Raw genomic sequence first — 20,736 nt, 5'->3', positions numbered from 1 at the left:
TGGGGGGCGGCGTGTGGCTCAGCCGTTGCCCGCTGTCGCGAACTCCCCAGGGATTGGGCTTTGGCTCTGCCGCCAGCGATACGTGAGAGCGACGCCCTCATCAAGCGTATGAGCCGGGCGCCAACCGAGTTCACGTTCGATCTTCTGTATATCGAGAACGTTTCGGTGGACATCGACTCCACGGGCCGGCGCGTAGACAAGTTCCGCCGGAACGCGAAGAATGGCGGAAATCTTGGTCACCAGCTCGATTACGCTTGTGCCTACACCTGAGCCAACATTGTAGACCTCTCCCGGTGTCCCGCGCTCCCCGAGCACGGTCAGAGCATCGGTAACGTCGTCGATGTAAACGAAGTCGCGAACATTTTCGCCGTCGCCCCAGATTTCGACCGGCGCCCCGTTGCCAATTCTCTCGAACAACGCGGCGATCAGCCCCTGACCTTTCGCTGCCGATTGAAAGGGGCCAAATGGATTCGATATTCGCGCTACCACGAAGTCGGTACCATGCAAGGTTCGGTAGAGACTGAAATATCGCTCGATTGCAAGCTTGACCGTTCCGTAGGACGAGATCGGAACGTTCGTATGCTCCTCGGAAATCAGCGCGGCATCGGTCTCGCCGTAGACGGTCCCGCCTGACGATGAAAAGACCCAACGGCAGCCTGCGCCCTGCGTGGTCTCGAGCAAGCCTACCGTCGCCATCAGGTTGGTTGCGATCTCGGCTACAGCCATTTCGGTTTTTGCCGTCGGACGCGTCGAACTGACGAGATGAAAGACAATGGCTCCCTCCATTGCCTCCAGAAGCTGACGGGGTGGGGCAACCAGATCGCCAAGGATGACCCGCGCCGAAGCCGGCCAGTTCTCGGATGCCCTGTGCGCGAAGCAGGTCAAGTCGAAACCCTCTTTCGCGAGCTTGCGTGCGAGATTAACCCCGATAAAGCCCGAGGCGCCAAGGATGACTGCTTTTTTCCGCAGATTGGGCTGCGGCTTGTATTCATATGTCATGCCGCATCCGCACCTTGAATACCGAGATGGCTGCGAACGTGTTCCAGCCAGGCATCGGCCTTACGTCGTGTTTCAGCTGAGATGCCCACAAAAGAGCGCGCGAGCTCTTGCATCCGCTGCACCTCATCGAGGTGCCTCGCCGCCATTTCCGCCCTCGTCACGCTGCTTGCGTGACGCCGGTGAGAATTGAGGCGCTTTGCGCTGAACCGGATCTTGCCTTGCAACAGCACCCGCAGGTAAACGAGCCAGTCTCCCGCCACGCGATAGCTGAACAACTCTTCACCCAGGTCGGCGACCACCCTGTTCAGAGCCGTGCGGCGAAAGATTGCGGCGCTGACATTCGGGATCGTGTTCTTGACCGCCATCGCTTCGCTGATTTCGTCGGAACCGTTGCGCACATAATCGGCGGACCACTTGTTGGAGATATCCCTGGTGTAGGCAGTGTAGTCCTCTGCAAGCGCAAACCCGGCGCCATCCACCTGGCGAGACTGACTGTAGGCAATCACCACAGAAGCATCGTTGAAGGCCGGCACGAGTTCCTTCAGAAAATCAGGCGCCGCAAAATCATCCGCCTCCGCAATCCAGACGACATCGCCGCGACACCGCGCGATCCCCTTTGCCCATTGCCGAAACACGGAACCGGAGTTTTGCTCGTTGACGATCAACTCACCATCAAGTTCCGATCGCTCGGCCAGGAATGTGTCGACAATGCCGGCGCTTCCATCGGTGGAGGCATCGTCAAGCACGACCAGCTCATAGATTGGCCAGGTCTGGTCCGCGATGCTGTTCAGCCGCTGCATCAGGTGATGCGCGTAATTGTAGTTTGGAACCACTACAGATACCCGCTGAAGCCCGGTCGCGTAGTGAAGTAGATCCAGCAGGTATTGTCGCATGGATCCTACGCCATCGACGTTCGGTTGAGCCGGGCCGTTCAGGACATCCCGCACTTTCGCCGCAAAATCCTTGCTGTCCAGGTTCTCTGCGAGCAGCCCACCATGTTCGAGTATGAAATCCGCCGCGCCAGTTGCCCCTTGAAAGGCAACAACCGGCACTCCGACTTCCGCAGATTCCAGAACGACATTCGGAAACGGATCTTCGCGCGAGGTCAGTGCGTAGGCGGATGCGCCTGCGTAATATGCCATTGGCTCCTGGACGAAACCGACGAACTTCACCCGCTCCGTCAACTTCCGCTTGTCCAGTATGGACGCAATCTCTTCTTCCATGCCGGCATCGAAGTGACCAACCCAGATGAAAGCCGTATCGGGATGTGTGCGGAGCACTTCCTGCGCCATGTCGATGAAAATGTCCGGCCCCTTGCGGTGGTCGACAAAGGCTACAGCAAGAACATAGCGAGTGTCTGGAGCGAGCCCGTGCTGCTCGCAGACCAAGCGGCGGGCTTCTTCGGCCCGATGCTTGAACGGGTTTTTCCGCACCAGGCCTTGCGGGCGGATGACGGCCTTGCCGAGTGGCTCACCCAGGAATTGCTCAAACCCCGACTGCACCATAGGAGCCGCAAAGACAACGATGTCGGCGTACCGGTTAATGGCCGCGGCGTGTTTCTCGAGATGGTACTGCTGCAAAACCCCTGGCAGTTCGTGGACCAGCGCCACCGTACGGAAGCCCGCCTCCTTTAAGATTGGAACAATGAGACCAGATACCGCCGTGTTTACAATAGCGACGTCGGCGCCTCTCTGCATAGCCTGCAGTTTTGCAAGCACCCAGTTCGCCGGTTCGGTATCGAGGGCAATCCGGTGAACGGTTGCGACTTCGGCGAAGCGGGGCAGCATGGGACCGTCGCCCAGGACGATCATGTCGATGTCGAATCCCAACGATACGAACTCGCGAACCATCGCCAGAGCCAGATACTGCGCACCGTGCGGATGAGCGTCATGGGAAACGACGACGATCCGAGGCTTGCGTTTCCTATTCACCGCCTCCAATGCATCGCGGGTCGCCTGCAAATAAGCAAAACCGGTTGCCGCATCCGGCTCCAGATGGGCGCCTTCCGCCCACTCGTTCCATGCGTTGACGAAGACGAGCCGCTCACTCGGCGAGTTGATATGGTTGAGCGTATCCTCAATGGCGTTCTCAAGCCACGTTCGGTAAAGGTCCGGAGTGTTGTTGATGAATACGCCAGCACCATGCCTGCGACGCGCGGTGTTGTCCCAGCCGGGGCAAACGGAACGAAAGAGTTTGTAGTGGCGGGGCTGATAGTTTTCACTGCGCTGGGGAAAGACCGACCAGTCAAAGACGTTCGCCGAAAAATCCTCTCGCAACGGAACCACGGCATGCGTGACGTTCGGCGGTGATGATCTGTTCGGTGGAAACTCAACAGCCGCGTCGAACCCATACTGATCCGGGTCCCCCGCCTCAAACGATTGGGTGTAGGCGAGAAATATCTCGCCTATGCCGTTTTCGCGGCACCAGGTGCGCCACCGCCGTGCTGTTTGATCCGACGCCGGGAGCAAGCTCGGTCGATAGACAAGCAGCAATGGCTTGCCCTCGATACGAATGTAGCGCGGATCACGAAGATAGGGGGCGACTTCTGCAATGAAAGCGAGGTCGTCTTCAGCAGAATGGTTTTGCGCGATGAGGATTTCCTGGTCCAGCCCATCCCATCGGCGCGACCAGTTCTCGTTTGCCCAGCACAGGCAGAACGGGAGGTCGAGACTGCGGTCGGCCAGCCAGTTTTCAAGCGGCTCTTCGAGCAGCCTTTTGCCGCCGAACCAATAGAAATAAAAACAGAACCCCTCGATGCCATAGAGCTTCGCGAGTTCAATCTGCCGGCGCTGCACGGCCACGTCGCGCAAATCGTAGTAGCCCAACTCGTCGGGCACGTGCGGCTGATGGTGACCAACGAATTGCGGCTGAGCCGGGCCGACATTCGTCCACTCGGTAAAACCCTCTCCCCACCATTCATCATTCTCCGGGATCGGATGAAATTGCGGCAGGTAGAAAGCGATCATCCGAACGGGTTTTCGCAGCAGCGGCGGGGCTTCAAGACGCGGAACATAGGTTGCCGTGCGCGCCACGTGATGGTCGGAGCCGGACAATGCAGGTTGCCACGACGGAGGGGCGCTTCCCTGGCCACCGAGCGGCTGGAGATTCTTCCAGGCGCGGTAGGCATTTGTTGCCTTGAACAACGACGGGAACGTCGAAAAAACGGCGCTCTTCACTCTCTGCTTGACGCCCGTCGGGAGCGGAAGCCAGTGCCAGCCTTTTTGAGCTCCGCGCGTGGCCGACTTGCGGACCTTGCCCCGCGCGTCACCAATTGAACCGACACTGCGCCGGACCCCGCGGAAAGGGCGGGTCACACGCCAGGACGTGCTGGCGTAGACGGCATCTAGCACATCATGCAGGCGCTTCTCTTCCGAACGGGCATGATCGCGATCGGAGAGCAACGAGCTGGAAGCCGCATGTACGATCGAGAGCTGCCTCTTGATGGCTTGAAGCTCCTCAGCCGCTCTGGCAGCGTCGGCTTTCGCGCCGGCTGTCTCACCCGCAAGGACTTGCAATTGCTCGGCAATTCCGGCGGCCTCGGCCTTTGCACGGGCCGTCTCGGCTTCCCTGCTTCTCATCATTTCTCTTGCTTCGACAAGCTCGTCGACAAGCGCCCGCAGATGTGCAGCATGTCGGCTGACTGCTTTCCGATTTTCCGCAATCTCCTGCTCGATTGTCACCGACTGAAGGGACCATGAATTTCTGGACTCGTCGGCGGCAGCGGCGACTGCGCCATCTACGGTCAAAATGTCTGGCGCAACGAGAGCGCTCCGACCGGCTACGAACCGGGGACCCAGTTGGTTTTCCAGGGGCGGCCTTTTGGTTATGATGCAGAGCGAGTTCAGGAATTCGATGGAATGGATCGACGTTAGCGACGTCTCATCGAATGCAATTCCGTAGCGGCTGGCGAAAGCCGCGAGGGCATCGGTTCGACTGTGGTCCAGCCCCCAATGTTGGTGGTTGATCAGATCAAGCAGCCGCTTGAAGAACGACATCGAGGAAAGCGGATCATAGAGACCGCCCTCGAAGTCCTGCCAGTAGCTTGTGTGCAGATCTTCAACGACAAAAACCCCGCCTTCAGCAAGATAAGGGAAATAACGCGAGAAGGTTCGCACGATATCCGAAGATCTGTGTGAGCCGTCATCGATGACGATGTCGAATGCCTCGGACTTCTCAAGGATATTGCGTTGGGTGCCATCGGCGTTAGCATCGCCGACAACAACGCAGATTCTCTTATCATCAAAATTCAACAGACCGCAGGCTTGGTTGATATCGCAGCCGACGATAACCTCTGCGCGGGGAAAATATTTGCTCCATATCTCAAGCGAGCCGCCGTTCTGGATTCCAATTTCTAGTATCCGAACTGGTTCATTTCGATATTTCGAAAAAATCCGATCATACTCGTCGAGATAAATCGACCATTTGTCCGAGACTTTTCCGTCATGGACGTCGTAGATCTGGCGAAGCAACTGTTCGCCGGCGTCCGTCGATACCACATTCTCTTGCAGACTGCGGCTCCTCCGCGAGCTTGTTGGTTTTTTCATTGTCGCAGACTGTCCTTGACTGGCGTCAAACCACTCGGATCGGGATCGGGAAACAAATTCGTGGCGCCATCTCGCGATCGAAGTCCCAGGTTCCCTTCCACCAAGCGGGGGACCACAATTTGGGCGGAAACCTGCCACTCCGGCGCAGACCACCCGAACATGGCTGCGAATTTCACGCTCGACAGCCGCGAATTGGCTGGGCGTTTTGCCTTAGTCGGGTAGTCCCGGGTCGTGATGTCGCGCACTCGCGCGTGCGGGCCATCTTGCGTCCGGCTGATCTCGAATATGTAGCGCGCAAAACCGCTCCAGTTGGTGTCACCGGTTCCCGCCAGATGGTAGATACCATAGCCGTCGAAGCAGTCGTCGCCAAGTTTCGCCGCCGCACGCAAGATCGCATCCGCGATATCAAGCGCCGACGTCGGGTTCCCCCACTGGTCGGCCACCACCGCTATCTCGTCGCGATCAGCAGCGAGCCGCAGCATGGTTTTGACGAAATTCCTGCCGAACGGGCTGTAGACCCAGGCCGTACGCAGGATCAGATGGCGCGGATTGACTGCTGCCACCGCTTGCTCGCCGGCAAGCTTCGAGGCGCCGTAGACGCTGCGTGGCGCGGGCGCGTCGGTCTCCACATAGGCGCCCGCCCCTGTGCCGTCGAAGACATAGTCGGTCGACAGGTGGATGACGGGCACGCCGAGTCGCGCTGCCGCTTCGGCGACGTTGCCGGCACCGACGGCGTTCACCGCGAAGGCGAGATCAGGCTCGTCCTCGGCCTGGTCGACATTGGTGTAGGCGGCAGCCGACACCACTATGTCCGGTCGCGATGCCGCGAGTGCGTCGAACACCGTGTCTGGCCGCGCCAGATCGAGCGCCGGCCGGCCGATGGCGACGACCTCGACGCCATCGCGCCGTTGTCCGGCCTCCAGCAGGCTGGCGGCGACCTGACCGTCGCGTCCGGTGACAACCAGCCTCACGCCGCGCCCTTCCTGCCTTCGGCCTGGCCGTGGCCCAGCCGCTCGCCGGCATAGCGCTGTTCGCGGATCGGCGCCCACCACCATTTGTTGCCGAGGAACCAGTCGACCGTCCTTGCCAGGCCGCTGTCGAAACTCTCAGCCGGCGTCCAGCCGAGGTCACGGCCGATCTTGGAGGCGTCGATCGCATAGCGGCGGTCGTGGCCGGGGCGGTCGGTGACGAAATTGATCAGTTCGCGATGGCTTTTGCCGCCCTTTCGAGGCCGCCTGATGTCAAGCAGGTCGCAGATGGTCTCGACGACGCTCAAATTCGTCCGCTCCGAATTGCCACCGACATTGTAGCTTTCGCCCGGCCTTCCCTTGGTCGCCACGAGCTCCAGCGCACGCGCATGGTCCTCGACGAAAAGCCAGTCGCGCACATTGGCGCCGGCGCCATAGACCGGCAACGGCTTCTCGTCGAGCGCGTTCAGGATGACCAACGGGATGAGCTTTTCGGGAAAATGGTAAGGCCCGTAATTGTTCGAGCAATTGGAGAGCACGACCGGCAGGCCATAGGTCTCGTGCCAGGCCCTTACCAGATGGTCCGAGGCCGCCTTCGAGGCGGAGTATGGCGAGGACGGCGCGTAGGGCGTTTCCTCGACAAACATGCCGCTGTCGAAGGGAAGATCGCCAAACACCTCGTCCGTCGAAACATGATGGAAGCGAAAGCGGCCTTGCCGCTCTTCGGGAAGGCCACGCCAATATTCCAGGGCGGAATTCAGAATGCGATAGGTGCCGACGATGTTGGTCTCGATGAAGGCGCCGGGTCCGTCGATCGAGCGGTCGACATGGCTTTCGGCGGCGAGATTCATGACGACGTCGATCTCGTCGCGATGCAGGATCTCGAGAACCGCTCGCTCGTCGCAAATGTCGGCTCGCTCGAACTTGTAGTTGTGCGCATTCTCGATCGGCCGCAGCGAGGCAAGGTTTCCCGCATAGGTCAGCTTGTCGAGGTTGGTCACCCGGTAGGCCGGATTGGCGCACAAATGCCGGCACACCGCCGAACCGATGAAGCCGGCACCGCCAGTCACCAGAAAATTCATGCCGCTCTCCCTATGCGAGCATCTCTCACGCAAACACCTCCGCCATGCCAAGCGCCGGCGCCTTGAGGTCCTTGTCCGAAAGCTGAAACCCGCCAGGGATCGAAGGCCATTCGATGCCGATGGCAGGGTCGTCGAAACGGATCGATCGGTCATGCGCCGGTGAATAGGTGTCGGTTACCTTATACAGAACCTCGGTGTCCGGTACGAGCGTGACAAAGCCGTGCGCGAAGCCCTTTGGCACCAGAATCTGGTTGCCTTTCTCGGCCGATATTTCCAGAGCGACCCATTTTCCAAAACCTTTCGAGCCGCGGCGGATATCGACCGCAACGTCGAGGATGCTGCCGCGGATAACACGCAGCAGCTTGTCCTGCGCGCGTGGTGAGAGCTGATAGTGCAGCCCCCTCAAAACACCGGCGGCAGCGGAATAGGAATGATTGTCCTGCACGAAACGCAAGTCGATGCCGGCCTCTGCAAAGCTCTCGGCATTCCAGGTTTCGATGAAGAAGCCGCGCGCGTCGCCGTGTCGCCTGGGGACGATCTCCAGCACTCCGTCGAGGCCGAGTGGCCTGATCTCCAGCACCCTAGTTCTCCGTCAACTCGGTGACGCGCCTGCGCAGATAGGCGGCATATTCGTTCTTCCCCAGCCGCGTGGCGCGCTGCAGAACCTTGTCCGCCGTCAGCCAGCCTTGCTCGAAAGCGATTTCTTCCGGACAGGCGACCTTGATGCCCTGGCGGTGCTCGATCGTGCGCACGAAGGAAGAGGCTTCATGCAGGCTGTCATGCGTGCCGGTGTCGAGCCAGGCATAGCCACGGCCGAGTTGATGAACATGCAGCAGCCCGCGTTCGAGGTAGACGTTGTTGACCGCCGTGATCTCCAGCTCGCCTCGCTCCGAGGGGCGGATCGTCGAAGCGATGTCGACGACCTGGTTGTCGTAGAAATAGAGGCCGGTGACGGCCCAATTGGACTTGGGTTTCTGTGGCTTTTCCTCGATCGTCAACGCCGTGCCGCTGGCCTTGTCGAACGAGACCACGCCGTAGCGCTGCGGGTCGTCGACATGATAGGCAAACACCGATGCACCGCCTTCGCGCGCCGCCGCGTCGCGGCAGAGCTGCGACAGGCCCTCGCCGAAATAGATATTGTCGCCAAGGATCATCGACACGCTGTCCTGACCGATGAAATCGCGGCCGATGATGAAGGCTTCGGCAAGGCCGTTGGGATGAGGCTGCTCGGCATAGGACAGGTCGAGCCCGAATTCCGAACCGTCGCCGAGCAACTCCCGGAAAATCGGCAAGTCTCGCGGTGTCGAGATAATCAGAATCTCGCGAATTCCCGCGAGCATCAATACGCTCAGCGGGTAATAGATCATCGGCTTGTCATATATTGGAAGGATTTGCTTAGAGATCGCTAATGTTAGCGGATAAAGACGCGTTCCACTGCCTCCAGCAAGGATTATTCCTTTCAAAAAGCTCTCCTTGAATTGCCGAGGCCCCCGCCAGGAAATCAAGTTGCTCGTGCTTAGGGTTTCGCGCCATGGCTTGTCAATCTCGACCGACCATCATCCGCCAGATGATGGCGATTGCAAGATGGGCGTCGGTATCCATCCTGAACCGGGGCTCACACGCGTAACGCCGACCTGCCCCGTTTGATCGGCGGCCCGGCAGGCGGCGGCATGAAAAAAGCCGGCAGGCCTGGCGCCTGCCGGCTTTTTCATGGATCGGATGATTTCAGGAGCTTTTCGGCAGCAGCGACCAGGCGGCCGGCACAAGGCTCGCGGCGAGCGCAACTTTGATCAGGTCGCCGACGATAAAGGGCAGGACGCCGAACTGCCACGACTTTTCCGGGCCGATCAAAAACGCCAGCCAGGCAAAGCCCATCGCCATCATGACGATTTCGGCGACCAGCATCGCGTTGAAGAGCTTGACCGGATGGCGATCCCAGCCGCGATCGGCCGCCCAGCCGACGATCGCCGCCATGACGACGAAGCCGGCGAGATAGCCGCCGGTCGAGCCGAGCATGTAGGCGATGCCGATGCCCTTTTCCGGCGTGCCCTGAAAGACCGGGAAGCCCATGGCGCCTTCGGCCATGTAGAGAAGCAGCGTGCCGACGCCAAGGCGCAGGCCGAACGCCGCGGCGATCAGCAGGACGGCGAGTGTCTGCATCGAGATGTCGACCGGCCCGAGCACAACTTTCGTCTTTGCCGACAAGGTCAAGAGCAGAGTGCCGGCGATCGCCAGCAAAAGCTGCGTCGCCAGGCGGGCCGCGCCCTCTTGCGGCAGAGCGAGAGAAACAAGCGGACGCATCGTCGTTGCAATTGCCATGGTCTACCCCATTCCGGATTGCCGCTGATTGCGGCCTCGCGTTTTCCTATATTGGCTTCCGTGCTATGCGGCAATCGGTTTTGCCGTCACCGGAAACAGGGTTGAACAACGTCCTCATGGCCCTCAAATTCGATACGAGCTTCGATCCCCGCTACGGCCATGGCGTCACTGTCGCGCCCGACGTCCAGCGCGTCACTGCCAAAAACCCGAGCCCGTTTACCTTTCACGGCACCAACAGCTACGTCATCGGACGCCAGACGCTGGCGGTGATCGATCCGGGTCCGGATGACGACGCGCATCTCAAGACATTGCTCGAGGTGATCGCAAACCGGCCGGTCAGCCATATTTTCGTCAGCCACACGCATCGCGACCATTCCCCGCTGGCAGCCCGGCTGAAGCAGCACACCGGCGCAATCGTGCTGGCCGAAGGTCCGCACCGCCCGGCGCGACCGTTGCGGATCGGCGAGCTCAATCCGCTCGACGCCAGCGCCGACACCGCTTTCGTTCCGGATATCGCACTCGCCGACGATACGGTGGTCGACGGCGACGGCTGGGCGCTGAGAACGGTGCTGACGCCAGGCCATACCGCCAATCACGCGGCTTTTGCGCTGGAAGGAACCGGTATCCTGTTCCCGGCCGATCACGTGATGGCGTGGGCGACCTCGATCGTCGCGCCGCCGGACGGCGCCATGGCCGACTATATGGCCTCGCTCGACCGGCTGATCGAGCGCGGCGACCGCCTGCTATTGCCCGGCCATGGTGGGCCGGTCGGCGCCCCGCGCAGCTTCATGCGTGGCCTGAAAACCCATCGCAAGATGCGCGAGCGGGCAATCCTGGAGCGGATCAGGGGCGGCGACCGGACGATCAAGGACATGGTCGAGGCGATCTATCGCGACACCGACCCGCGCCTGCATGGCGCCGCCGGCCTGTCGGTGCTTGCCCATCTGGAAGACTTGGTGGCGCGCGGCCTGGTCAGCACCGACGGCGACCCGGCCATCGACAGCATTTTTGTGCCGGTGGGTTAGACCTCGGCACGCGTTCGCGCCACACCGCTGACAAACTCAGAAACGGCTGGAGCGCTCTGCTGGTTGAGGCGATTTCAAACCATGGCAAGAGCATTCCGGATTGACCGGAAGTCGTGCCGCGGTGTCCAGCGCGACCCGCGATGCCGTCATGGAGAGGCTCGGCAACACGTCCTCCTGCAGCAATTTCTGGCGATTGCGGTCCATGTAGTCGTTGAAGCCGGCGGTGACGAATGCCAAGGGCACGAAACATGCACCGATCTCGCGCGACAAGGTCGCCTCTGGGGCGATAGAATGGTTGAGCACATCCGCCCCCATGCTGCGAAACGCCAAGGCTTCGGCGGGAGTTGTCAGTCGCGGCCCGTAGCAGTGGGCAGCGACCAATTGCTGTTCGATGCCATGAACGCGGCATTCGGCAGGCCAATGGCGCCGGGCGGTTTCGACCAACAATGCCGCACATCTTGGACATACGATCTGCTTGCCCGAGCAGTCGAAGCTCTGGCGGCCAGGCAGCAGTGAAAACGGGGTCTGCGACAGTTCGATGATATCGGCGTTCACCACCATGTCTCCGGGCTGGATCGCCTTGTTGACGGCGCCGATGGTCGAACAGGCCAGCACTTGCCTTACACCCGCCTGCATCAAGACCCAGAACGCGCGGCGATGGCAGGAATGGTCGATATGGTCGCGCGGATTGCCGTGCGAATACATGCACAAGGCACGTTTCGCTTGGCCTTCGGCTGTAATCGATGCATCGAACTCAAGAAGCTTCCAGTTGTCGGAACGGCCGAAAGGCGTTTCAAAACTCATGTCGCGCCGCAAGGTGTGCACGCCCTCGAATTCGACATCTTCCGGGAAGGCAAGCCCCCAGTTTGCCGAGCCGGTGATGATCGCCAACCCGACCTGGGGTATGTCTGGTGATTGGTCCGCCGGAGCACCGGCTGCGCGATGATTTGTGGGCATTTTTCCAGTCTCGGTCAGGATTTTTGGCGAAGGGTCACAATCAGGACGACGGCCACGACGATGACGGTCCATAATGTCGAGATCGCCGCAATGGTCGGATCGATCTGATCGCGCAGCGACAGGAACATGAGCTTCGGCAGCGTGCTGTTTTGACCGCTGGCGACGAAGATCGAAATCACGGACTCGTCAAGCGAGGTCAGGAAGGCCATCAGCGTGGCCGACAGCAGACTGATCTGAAGCTGCGGGACAATTATGCCGCCAATGGCTCTCGCCCAGTTTGCGCCGAGGCTGCGCGCCGCCTGAACCTGGTTCCAGTCAAAGCGGGCCAGAGCCGGCAGCAACACAATGCACGCGACCGGAATGGCCAGCACCACGTGTCCGACCAGCACACCGAACAGCGTTCCGACCAGGCGTTGCGCCGCCAGAACAAAGAACAGACCGATCGCCAGCAGGATGCCCGGCACGACGGACGGGGTGAGCAGAACGCCCTGAATGGCTACGGCGGCCTTTCCGCCGAGCCTGTTCATCGAGATGCAGGCCAGCAACCCCAGGGGCACTGCGATCATCGCCGTCAATGTCCCGAGGATCAGGCTCGTCCTGAGTGCGGCCATCCATGTCGCCGAACCGAAGAAAGTCTCGTACCAGCGCAACGAGTATGCGCGTGGTGGGAACTCGAGAAGATTGGACGACGAAAAGGAGAGCGGGACGACGACCAGCGTCGGCAGCATCAGGAACGCCATCACGAGCGCGCAAAAGCTCCACAGGAGGATGCGGGCCAGCCTGTTGTCTGGATAGGCTTCAAGCATGGGCTGTACCGATCTTGAGCCCGGCAATCAGCCGCCGTGCAGCCAGGAACATCACACCCACCAACGCCATCAAGATGAGGAGCAGAATACCCAGGACGCTCGCCGATCCCCAATCCTGAAAGGTCGACAGCGTGCGCTCTATCCGGATGGAGAGAGGATTTACCTTGCCGCCGCCAAGCACCGCCGGCGTGATGAAGAAACCTATGGTGTAGATGAAGACGATGATCGAACCCGAGAAGATGCCGCCGGCTGAAAGCGGCAGAATGACGGTGCGGATCGTTTGCCCGAGCGTGGCGCCCATGCTCGCCGACGCGCGGACGAGGTTTGCGTCGATATCGCGCATCGCGGCATAAACGGGCAGCAGGAAGAGCGGCAGCATGTAGTGAACCATGCCGATGAGTGTTCCCGTGAAGTTGTAGACCAGCGGCAATGGCTCGGCTGTCAGGCCTGAGCCGGTCAAAGCCGCGTTGATCAGGCCATCGCGCCGCAAGAGCACGAGCCAGCCATAGGTGCGCACCAGAATGGAGGTCCACAAGGGCAGCATGACGAAGGCCATCAGCAGATTGGCCACCCTCGGTCTGGCGCTGGCCAGGGCGAGTGCCAGGGGGGTACCGAGTAGAATGCAGATCGCCAGCGTGCCCAGGGATAGCTCAAGCGTTGTGACGAGCGCCGACCATGTCAGTCCGCTCGAAAGCACCTTCTCGTAATTGCCGACCGTGTATTCGCCCCCCGTGGTCAGGAAGGATTGCCGGATGATCCAGACGATGGGCAGGATCGCCGCCAGTCCAACGATGACAAGCGCGGGCAGTGAAAGCGAGAGGAAGAACCGCCGCTCGCGTCGAGCGTCTGCCGCCAGCGCGGGATCGGCGATGACGGTCACGCTCTCGCTCCCGGTATCGCGTGAACTTTCGCTGCTGGTGCATAGGCGGTCACCCGCTGACCGGCGGCAAGTTCGGCGCAGCCACTGGCCAGCGCCGCCGGAATGCAGACAAGAATCTCCTGCCCGCCGTCAAGCGCCAGCGTCAAAAGCCAGTTTTCGCCGCGAAACGCCTTGGCGCGTAGCGTTCCCTCAAGCGCCACCCCGTCTCGCCCAACCAGCTTTGCATCGAGGTGGAAGCTTTCCGCGCGGATCATCAGAGCTTCGCTTGACGCATCGGTGCCGTCTATTCTGCGCAGCGAGCCCGGGGCCACAATGTTGGCCTCGCCCATGAACTCCGCGACGAAGCGGGTCGATGGACGATCATAAATCCGCTGCGGCGTGTCGATCTGCTGAATGCGGCCGGAATTCATCACCGCAACCCGGTCGGACATGATCAGCGCTTCGCGCTGGTCATGCGTCACATAGATGGTGGTGATCCCCAGATCATCGTGCAGACGCCGGATCTCGTACTGCATTGTTTCGCGCAGATTCTTGTCGAGCGCCGACAACGGCTCATCCATCAGCATCACGCGTGGTTCGAAGACGATCGCCCGTGCCAGCGCCACTCGCTGGCGCTGTCCGCCGGACAATGCGGCAATGTTGCGCTCGGCCAAACCTTCGAGCTTCACGCGAGCCAAGGTGTCGAGTGCCCGCTGGCGGGCCTCGGCTTTCGGAGTCTTGCGCAGCACCAAGGGATACTCGACGTTTGCCAGAACGTTCATGTGGGGAAACAAGGCGTAGTTCTGGAACACTATGCCGATGTCGCGCTTGTTGGGGGCCAGACGGGTAATGTCGCGATCGTCCAACAGGAGCCTGCCGGAATCGGGCCGGACAAACCCGGCCAGAGCCATGAGCAGCGTGGTCTTGCCGGATCCGGATGGCCCGAGCAGCGTGAGGAATTCGCCAGCCTGAATGTCGAGCGAGACATCGTCCAGCGCGACGTACGACCCATAGGTCTTGCGCACGCTGTCGATGGTGATCGGGAGCGACTTCATCATGAGCTGCAGCCTTGGAGCTGATGAATTCGAGACTCAGCGGTTCATCATTTCATCGAAGGCCTTTTGGGCGGCCTCGCCGTTCTTGACCCACCAGTCTGCGTTCGAGAACACCGAAGTGCCGGCATTTTCAGGCGCGGTCGCCAGGGTCTTCAGACGGTCCTCGGGAATAAGGCCACCCTCATAGCCAGCAGGATTGACCGGACCATAGGCGATGAAGTCGGTCAGCTTCGCCACGCGCGCGGGCTGCGTCATCGCCGCGATGAGCTTCATGGCTGCTTCCTTGTTCGGCGCTCCCTTCGGCACCGCCAGACAGTCGGTGCCGATGACCGAACCCTTGAACGTGTAGTCAACCGTGCCGCCATCGGCTTTCACGGTCTGCGCCCGGCCGTTCCAGGTAACGACCAGATCCGCCTCGCCGTCTTTCAGCAACTGCGCGGACTGCGCTCCCGAAGTCCACCAGACCGAGACATTCGGTTTGATCGCCTCAAGCCGCTTGATGGCGCGCTCCAGACCCTCCGGCGTGCTGAGCACGGGATAGACGTCGGCCGGCGCCACGCCATCGGAGAGCAGCGCGATCTCGATCAAGTCCTGCGCATTGGCGCGCAGGGCGCGACGGCCCGGGAATTTGGCAACATCCCAGAACTCGGCCCAGGTCTTCGGCGAATTCTCGCCATAGGTCTTGGTGTTCCACGACATGACGGTGCCATAGGAGTCGAACGGATAGCAGTAGTCGGACTTCGCGCCGGCCGGCACGGAGTTGGCATCGATGATCTTGTAGTCGAGCGGCTCCAGCAGCGACTGTGCGGCCGCCTGCGCGCCTTCCGGCGAGCCGAGATGGATGATGTCGGTCGTAATAGCCCCCGAGGTGACCTGCATCTTCAGCGCGGCCAAGCCGTCGCTTTGCGTCTCCTCGCGGACATCATAGCCGAGCTCTTTTGCAGCGGGGGCCCACATGGCCTCCTTGATGGCGTTGCCGTAGTCGCCGCCCGCGGTGGTGATGGTGACTGTCTGGGCATAGACGGGCAAGGCTGCCGAGACCGCGATTGCTGCCAGGGAAATGCGTAGTAAACGGGACATGGTTTCTCCTCCTCCGGATTCATCAAAATGCCGATAAGATCGGCTTTTTTTGTTAATCGTAACGTTACGATTGCCGAAAACAGTCCGCGAGTCAAGCTGGTGCCAGGCAGGTCGGTTCAGGTTCGCCGAGCCTGGATTTGACCCTCGGATCGAATCCGGTAACGTTGCGATGCCCAGCAAGATCAGCCGGCGCTCTCGCAAATGAAGTCGGGCGATATGGCCAATCTAAAACAGATCGCGGCGGAACTTTCCCTTTCGGTGACCACGGTGTCCCGCGCTCTGAAGGATGGGCCGGAAGTGCTGCCCTCGACCATAGCCCGGGTCAAGGAGGCGGCGAAGCGGGTCGGCTATGTCCCAAATCATCATGGTCGCGCGCTGAAAACCGGACGAACCCTGACGCTGACGGCAGTGCTGCCGATGGAGACACGCGACTACCTTTCCGATCTGTTGAAGCTTCCCTTGATCGAAGGCATGACGCTGGCGGCGCGGCAAGCGGGTTATAGTCTGTCCATCTATTCGACCACGCCCGACGACGATCCCGTCGAGAGTGTGCAGCGGCAGCTTCAGGCGCGCAGCTCAGACGGACTGATCATCACCCGCATGGTGTCGGGTGATCCGCGCGTCAAGCTGCTGCTGGATGAACGCATGCCATTCGTCGCATTTGGAAGAACCGACCTGGATACCGCGTATCCTTATGTCGATGTCGACAATGAACAGATTGCCTACGAGGCGGCCCGTCGGCTCATGGACAAGGGCTGTCGACGCATTGCTCTGCAACTTCTCGTTCCGGAGGATCAGGCGAGCGCCATGCGTCTTTCCGGGTATAAAAGGGCGATGGCCGAGGCTGGACTTCCTATCGACCAATCGCTGATCGGTCATGGCATGTTCACCATGGAATCGAGCGCGGCCTGGTTCGATCGCCTGCTGGCGTCGTCAGATCCGCCGACGGGCCTGGCATGTGCCAACGAACTGGGCCTCCTGGGAGCGCTGCACGCTCTCGGCAAGCGGGGTCTTGAGCCTGGCCGTGACGTCCACATCGTCACTCGTGACAGCACGCGGCTTGCCCGCTTCCTGCCGGCGAAGATTGAAGTTCATTTCGTGGACATGGCGGGGGTCGGACGCAAACTTATCGAGATTCTGGAGCGCCGGATCATCAATCCGCTCGGGCCGGTGGAGACATTCTTGCTGCAAGGAAGATACGAGCCGGCCGAATAGTCTGGCCGCAGACTCAATCCGCATTTTTGGCAAGCGATTCCGATTGGTTGCCAGCTGCTCTGCATATCACTCAGCCGGCGCCGGCCCCACCTGGCCTGCAACCTCCTGGTCAAGCTCGGCGAGAAATTCGACGATACGCGCGGCGTTGTCGCCGAGGTCGTAGCGGCCGTAGCGCGAAGCCGAGCGCATGTCGACGATGACGGCATCGCCATCGTCGGTCACCCGCACGGCAACGTCGGCGGGAAGACCGAGCAAGAAGCCCTTGGCCACGGAGTCGATCGTCACCTCGCTCTGCCCGTCGGTTGCGGGGTATGGCCCGGCAAGCTCCCAGTCGCGCCGGTCGAGCACGGTTTCGACGGCGTCGACGACGGTTTCGAAAGGCAGATTGTAGCTGCGCCCGGTGACCAGCGGATAGGCCTCGGTCTGCAGGCGCTGCTCGCCTGGCGTGGGCGGTGAAAGCACGTTCATTTCCCTGGTGCGGTCAGCCGTGTCTAGCGCCGGCGGGTTGTCGAAATCCGTCGAGATGTCGCGCAGCGGCGGGAATGTCGCCGCCCAGTAGGCGGCAACGCCATAGGGCGCCAGCACCAGAAGCGCCAGCAAGGCGCCGACGGTCAGGTCGCGACCACCGCGATCGCCGAAATTCCACAGCCGGGAGAAGGCCAGCCCGGCCAGCAGCAGCGCAAAGGCGGCAAGCAATGCGACAATCGCCAGCACCCACAGGAAAGCCGGTGTTTCCACAAGGTCGTAGCGATGGCCGACAAGGACGGTCAGCAGCAGGACCACCGCAAAAGCAGCTATGCGCCGCGACCAGCCGGCCGACCTGGCCGTTTGCCGTTCAGGAATTTCCATTATGTTCCGTGCCACCCCAACCCGGATAGAGACTTAGAGCATGATCCCGAAAAGGGGAATCCGGTTTTTGCTTCGCTGACCTTCGGTTCGGAAAAAGATCATGTTCAACACAGGAATAGAGCCCCATCCCGATCCAATCGTGATGGAACAGGCTCGATGACTTTTGCGGCCGGCTTGAAGGCGAAAAGGCGCGCCATCCCCGTCAATCCGTTGGCAGGCGGTAGTCCTTGAACTGCTGGCGCAAGGTGATCTTCTGGATCTTGCCGGTCGCCGTGTGAGGAATTTCGCCAACGAAGGCGATGTCGTCGGGCATCCACCATTTGGCCACCTTGCCGTCCATGAAAGCCAGAATATCGGTCTTGCTCGGATCCTTGCCCGGCTTGCGCACGATGACAAGCAAGGGCCGCTCGCCCCATTTCGAATGGGCAACGCCGATGGCGGCAGCTTCGGCCACGTCGGGATGACCGACGGCGAGATTTTCGAGGTCGATGGTCGAGATCCACTCGCCACCCGACTTGATGACGTCCTTGGCGCGATCGGTGATCTGCATGTAGCCGCCGGCATCGATATGGGCGACATCGCCAGTATCGAACCAGCCGTCGGCGTCGAACTGCTCGGACCCCACGCCGCCATAATAGGCGCGGGCGATCGCCGGCCCGCGCACCTTCAACCGCCCGAAGGTCCTGCCGTCCCATGGCAGCGCCTTGTTGTCGTCATCCGTCACCTTCATTTCGACGCCGAAGGGCGGATAGCCCTGCTTCTGCTGCAGGTCGAGCCGGGTATCGCCTTCGAGCCCGGTAAATTCCGGCTTCAGCGTGCACAGCGTGCCGAGCGGCGACATCTCGGTCATGCCCCAAGCATGGATGACCTCAACATCGTAATTGTCCTGGAATTTCTTGGTGATGGCGCGCGGGCAGGACGAGCCGCCGATGACGACCTTTTTGAGATGGGGGAGTTTCTTGTCGTTCTCCTCCAGATATTGCAGCAGCATCATCCACACGGTCGGCACCGCGGCGCTGAAGGTCACCTTCTCGGTGTCGAGCAACTCGTAGATCGAGGCGCCGTCCATCTTGCAGCCGGGCATCACCAGTTTGGCGCCGATCATCGGCGCGCTCTGGCCGAGGCCCCAGGCATTGGCATGGAACATCGGCACCACAGGGAGGATCGTGTCCCGCGCGGATATGCCCATTGCGTCGGGCAAGGCGGCGATCATGGCGTGCAGCACGTTCGAGCGATGGCTGTAGAGGACGCCCTTGGGATCGCCCGTGGTGCCCGAGGTGTAGCACATGCCCGCAGCGGTGTTTTCGTCGAAGCTCTTCCAGGCGAAGTCGCCATCGGCTTCGTCAAGCCATTCCTCATAGGCGACGACGTTGGGCAGCGCCGTTTGCGGCATGTGCGCCCTGTCGGTCAGCACGATGATTCTTTTCAGCGATTTGACCGCGCCGGCGATCTTTTCAAGCAGCGGCATGAATGTCAGGTCGACGAAGATCGCCTTGTCCTCGGCGTTGTTCATGATCCAGACGATCTGCTCGGGAAACAGCCGCGGATTGAGCGTGTGGTAGATCGCGCCGATGCCCATGATGCCGTACCAGGCCTCGATGTGGCGCGCGCTGTTCCAGGCCAGCGTGGCGATGCGGTCGCCAAGCCCAAACCCGTCACGCTCGAGCCGCCGAGCGACTTTCAGGGCGCGACGATGAATTTCGGCGTAGGTGGTGCGGACGATCGGGCCTTCGATCGAGCGCGACACGATCTCGCGTTTGCCATGCTGCCTTTCTGCGTTGTCGATGAGCTTGTGGCAGAGCAGCGGCCATTCCTGCATCAGTCCGAGCATGTGTTCCTCCCCTACGCTTTTTGCGTCTGTTGTTTTCGTTCCATTGTGGGACGAACCGGCAGATTGTCCAGCCATACCCTCGTACATCAGGTGCATTCATCGAAAACACCGGGAAAACCGCCACAATCCGGCCATCGTCGGCGTTAATCTCCGTTAACGGGCAGGGTGCGATTGGCGACTGAAAGAGGTTCGCATGGACGCGCAGCTCGATGACAAGATTCTCGAAGATTCGCTTGCCGAAAGCCTGGCCGATTTGACGCCGGATCCCAAAACCATTTCCGAAGATGAATTCGTCGAGGTCGTCGGCGGCGCCCTTGAGGCGGTCGGTGGCACGCTGCTGTTCAAGATGTGCGTCCACAACGAAGGCGAAGGCCAGCATGTCGCCGCGGCATCCATCGGCGATGGCGGCAACCGCCAGTTCCTGCTGCTCACCCTGCCGACAGGCGGTGGTGCGCTGAAGGTCGAGACCACAGCGAGAAGCACCAACCCGGTCGCCGGTATCGCTGCTGCCTATGCCGGCCTCATGGACGTGTTCCAGACTGCTGCCTGACGGCTCACCGGCACGACCGTTTGACGAGAGACCAGGCCTAACCTGGCCTTTCAGGTGGTGCATTGCACAACGCCCTCGTCCGACACACCTAAAGCCGGACAAGGAGAACCCGTCATGGATCAGATTGCAAACCCGGCGCCAGGCTTTCAACGCAACCCGGGCAAGGTCATCACTGTCGAGCCCTATCACGGCACCGTCGTCGTTCGCGCCGGCAACACGATTGTCGCCTCGTCGACGAAGGCAAAACTCCTGTCAGAAACCCCCTACCCCAAGGTTTTCTACATTCCGTTCGAGGACATCGATTTCGACCAGCTCGGCAAGAGCGAACGGTCGACCCATTGCCCCTACAAGGGCGACGCCAGCTACTGGAGCGTGCTGCCCGCCGGCGAGACCGGCAAGGATGCGATGTGGGCCTATGAGCGGCCATTCGACGAGATGACGGAAATACGCAATCACGGCGCGTTCTATGCCAGCAAGGTGACAATCGAAGCCACGCCGGTTTAGTTGGATCGGCGGGCTGCATGCCTTGGAGGTTGGCCAAAACGCCCATCGCTTCGTCATCCTATGGCGAAGCAAGGAGCGAAGCGACGCGGCGCA

General features: G+C 60.9%; 18 protein-coding genes. 4 read left to right on the top strand and 14 right to left on the bottom strand.

The genetic code is table 11. From position 1 onward, the window contains the following. Positions 1-18 precede the first annotated feature (18 nt). From AC1D0N_RS10970 to AC1D0N_RS10940, 7 genes are all read right to left on the bottom strand, one after another. Entirely contained in the window at positions 19-999 is a 981-nt protein-coding gene (locus tag AC1D0N_RS10970; RefSeq protein WP_477243638.1) for an NAD-dependent epimerase/dehydratase family protein, read from the bottom strand. Further along, complete coding sequence (locus AC1D0N_RS10965) at positions 996-5,543, bottom strand: glycoside hydrolase family 99-like domain-containing protein (protein WP_477243636.1); 4,548 nt, start codon at positions 5,541-5,543, stop codon at positions 996-998. Before AC1D0N_RS10965 ends, AC1D0N_RS10970 begins: the two co-directional genes overlap by 4 nt. After that, positions 5,540-6,514, bottom strand: coding sequence for a dTDP-4-dehydrorhamnose reductase (rfbD, locus tag AC1D0N_RS10960; RefSeq protein WP_477243634.1), 975 nt, complete (start codon positions 6,512-6,514; stop codon positions 5,540-5,542). The genes AC1D0N_RS10965 and rfbD overlap by 4 nt, the downstream gene beginning before the upstream one ends. Then, entirely contained in the window at positions 6,511-7,593 is a 1,083-nt protein-coding gene (gene rfbB / locus AC1D0N_RS10955) for a dTDP-glucose 4,6-dehydratase (protein WP_477243632.1), read from the bottom strand. Before rfbB ends, rfbD begins: the two co-directional genes overlap by 4 nt. A gap of 25 nt (positions 7,594-7,618) precedes the next feature. Next, on the bottom strand, positions 7,619-8,173 hold the full coding sequence (gene rfbC, locus AC1D0N_RS10950; RefSeq protein WP_477243630.1) for a dTDP-4-dehydrorhamnose 3,5-epimerase: 555 nt from the start codon (positions 8,171-8,173) through the stop codon (positions 7,619-7,621). Between the two features lies 1 nt (position 8,174). Beyond that, the gene (gene rfbA / locus AC1D0N_RS10945; protein WP_477243628.1) at positions 8,175-9,056 is read right to left on the bottom strand and encodes a glucose-1-phosphate thymidylyltransferase RfbA; all 882 of its coding nucleotides are present in this window, start codon (positions 9,054-9,056) and stop codon (positions 8,175-8,177) included. A gap of 262 nt (positions 9,057-9,318) precedes the next feature. Then, positions 9,319-9,912, bottom strand: coding sequence for a biotin transporter BioY (locus tag AC1D0N_RS10940; RefSeq protein WP_477243626.1), 594 nt, complete (start codon positions 9,910-9,912; stop codon positions 9,319-9,321). A 116-nt stretch (positions 9,913-10,028) separates the two neighbouring features. Here AC1D0N_RS10940 and AC1D0N_RS10935 point away from each other — a divergent pair, with 116 nt between their 5' ends. Then, entirely contained in the window at positions 10,029-10,937 is a 909-nt protein-coding gene (locus AC1D0N_RS10935; RefSeq protein ID WP_477244024.1) for an MBL fold metallo-hydrolase, read from the top strand. A 36-nt stretch (positions 10,938-10,973) separates the two neighbouring features. Here AC1D0N_RS10935 and AC1D0N_RS10930 read toward each other — a convergent pair whose 3' ends face one another. The 5 genes from AC1D0N_RS10930 to AC1D0N_RS10910 are packed head-to-tail and all read right to left on the bottom strand — an operon-like array spanning position 10,974 to position 15,694. Then, a complete protein-coding gene (locus tag AC1D0N_RS10930) occupies positions 10,974-11,894 on the bottom strand; it encodes a phosphorylase family protein (RefSeq protein WP_477243624.1) in 921 nt (306 codons plus the stop codon). A gap of 14 nt (positions 11,895-11,908) precedes the next feature. Then, positions 11,909-12,700, bottom strand: coding sequence for an ABC transporter permease (locus tag AC1D0N_RS10925; protein ID WP_477243622.1), 792 nt, complete (start codon positions 12,698-12,700; stop codon positions 11,909-11,911). Further along, on the bottom strand, positions 12,693-13,580 hold the full coding sequence (locus tag AC1D0N_RS10920) for an ABC transporter permease (RefSeq protein WP_477243620.1): 888 nt from the start codon (positions 13,578-13,580) through the stop codon (positions 12,693-12,695). The genes AC1D0N_RS10925 and AC1D0N_RS10920 overlap by 8 nt, the downstream gene beginning before the upstream one ends. Next, positions 13,577-14,614, bottom strand: coding sequence for an ABC transporter ATP-binding protein (locus AC1D0N_RS10915; RefSeq protein ID WP_477244022.1), 1,038 nt, complete (start codon positions 14,612-14,614; stop codon positions 13,577-13,579). Before AC1D0N_RS10915 ends, AC1D0N_RS10920 begins: the two co-directional genes overlap by 4 nt. Positions 14,615-14,650: 36 nt before the next feature. Then, positions 14,651-15,694, bottom strand: a complete 1,044-nt coding sequence (locus AC1D0N_RS10910; RefSeq protein WP_477243618.1) for an ABC transporter substrate-binding protein — start codon at positions 15,692-15,694, stop codon at positions 14,651-14,653. Positions 15,695-15,895: 201 nt separating this feature from the next. On the opposite strand from AC1D0N_RS10910, the gene AC1D0N_RS10905 reads away from it, so the two are divergent. Further along, positions 15,896-16,909 carry a LacI family DNA-binding transcriptional regulator gene (locus AC1D0N_RS10905; RefSeq protein ID WP_477243616.1) on the top strand — a complete coding sequence of 338 codons (1,014 nt, stop codon included), beginning with the start codon at positions 15,896-15,898 and terminating at the stop codon, positions 16,907-16,909. A gap of 66 nt (positions 16,910-16,975) precedes the next feature. Here the strand turns inward: AC1D0N_RS10905 and AC1D0N_RS10900 are convergent, their stop codons facing one another. Together AC1D0N_RS10900 and AC1D0N_RS10895 are read right to left on the bottom strand one after the other, a co-directional pair. After that, positions 16,976-17,761, bottom strand: coding sequence for a DUF1499 domain-containing protein (locus AC1D0N_RS10900; RefSeq protein WP_477244020.1), 786 nt, complete (start codon positions 17,759-17,761; stop codon positions 16,976-16,978). A 199-nt stretch (positions 17,762-17,960) separates the two neighbouring features. After that, a complete protein-coding gene (locus AC1D0N_RS10895; protein WP_477243614.1) occupies positions 17,961-19,589 on the bottom strand; it encodes a fatty-acid--CoA ligase in 1,629 nt (542 codons plus the stop codon). 193 nt (positions 19,590-19,782) lie between these two features. Between AC1D0N_RS10895 and AC1D0N_RS10890 the strand changes: the two genes are divergently transcribed. Together AC1D0N_RS10890 and AC1D0N_RS10885 are read left to right on the top strand one after the other, a co-directional pair. Beyond that, positions 19,783-20,139 (top strand): hypothetical protein, encoded by a 357-nt coding sequence (locus AC1D0N_RS10890; protein WP_477243612.1) that lies wholly within the window; start codon positions 19,783-19,785, stop codon positions 20,137-20,139. Positions 20,140-20,253: 114 nt separating this feature from the next. Continuing rightward, positions 20,254-20,643: a DUF427 domain-containing protein gene (locus tag AC1D0N_RS10885; protein ID WP_477243610.1), complete on the top strand. Its 390-nt coding sequence runs from the start codon at positions 20,254-20,256 to the stop codon at positions 20,641-20,643. Positions 20,644-20,736: the final 93 nt, after the last annotated feature.

Source organism: Mesorhizobium sp. P2_E10 (assembly GCF_056404235.1).
This window is presented reverse-complemented; position numbering and strand designations above follow the sequence as displayed.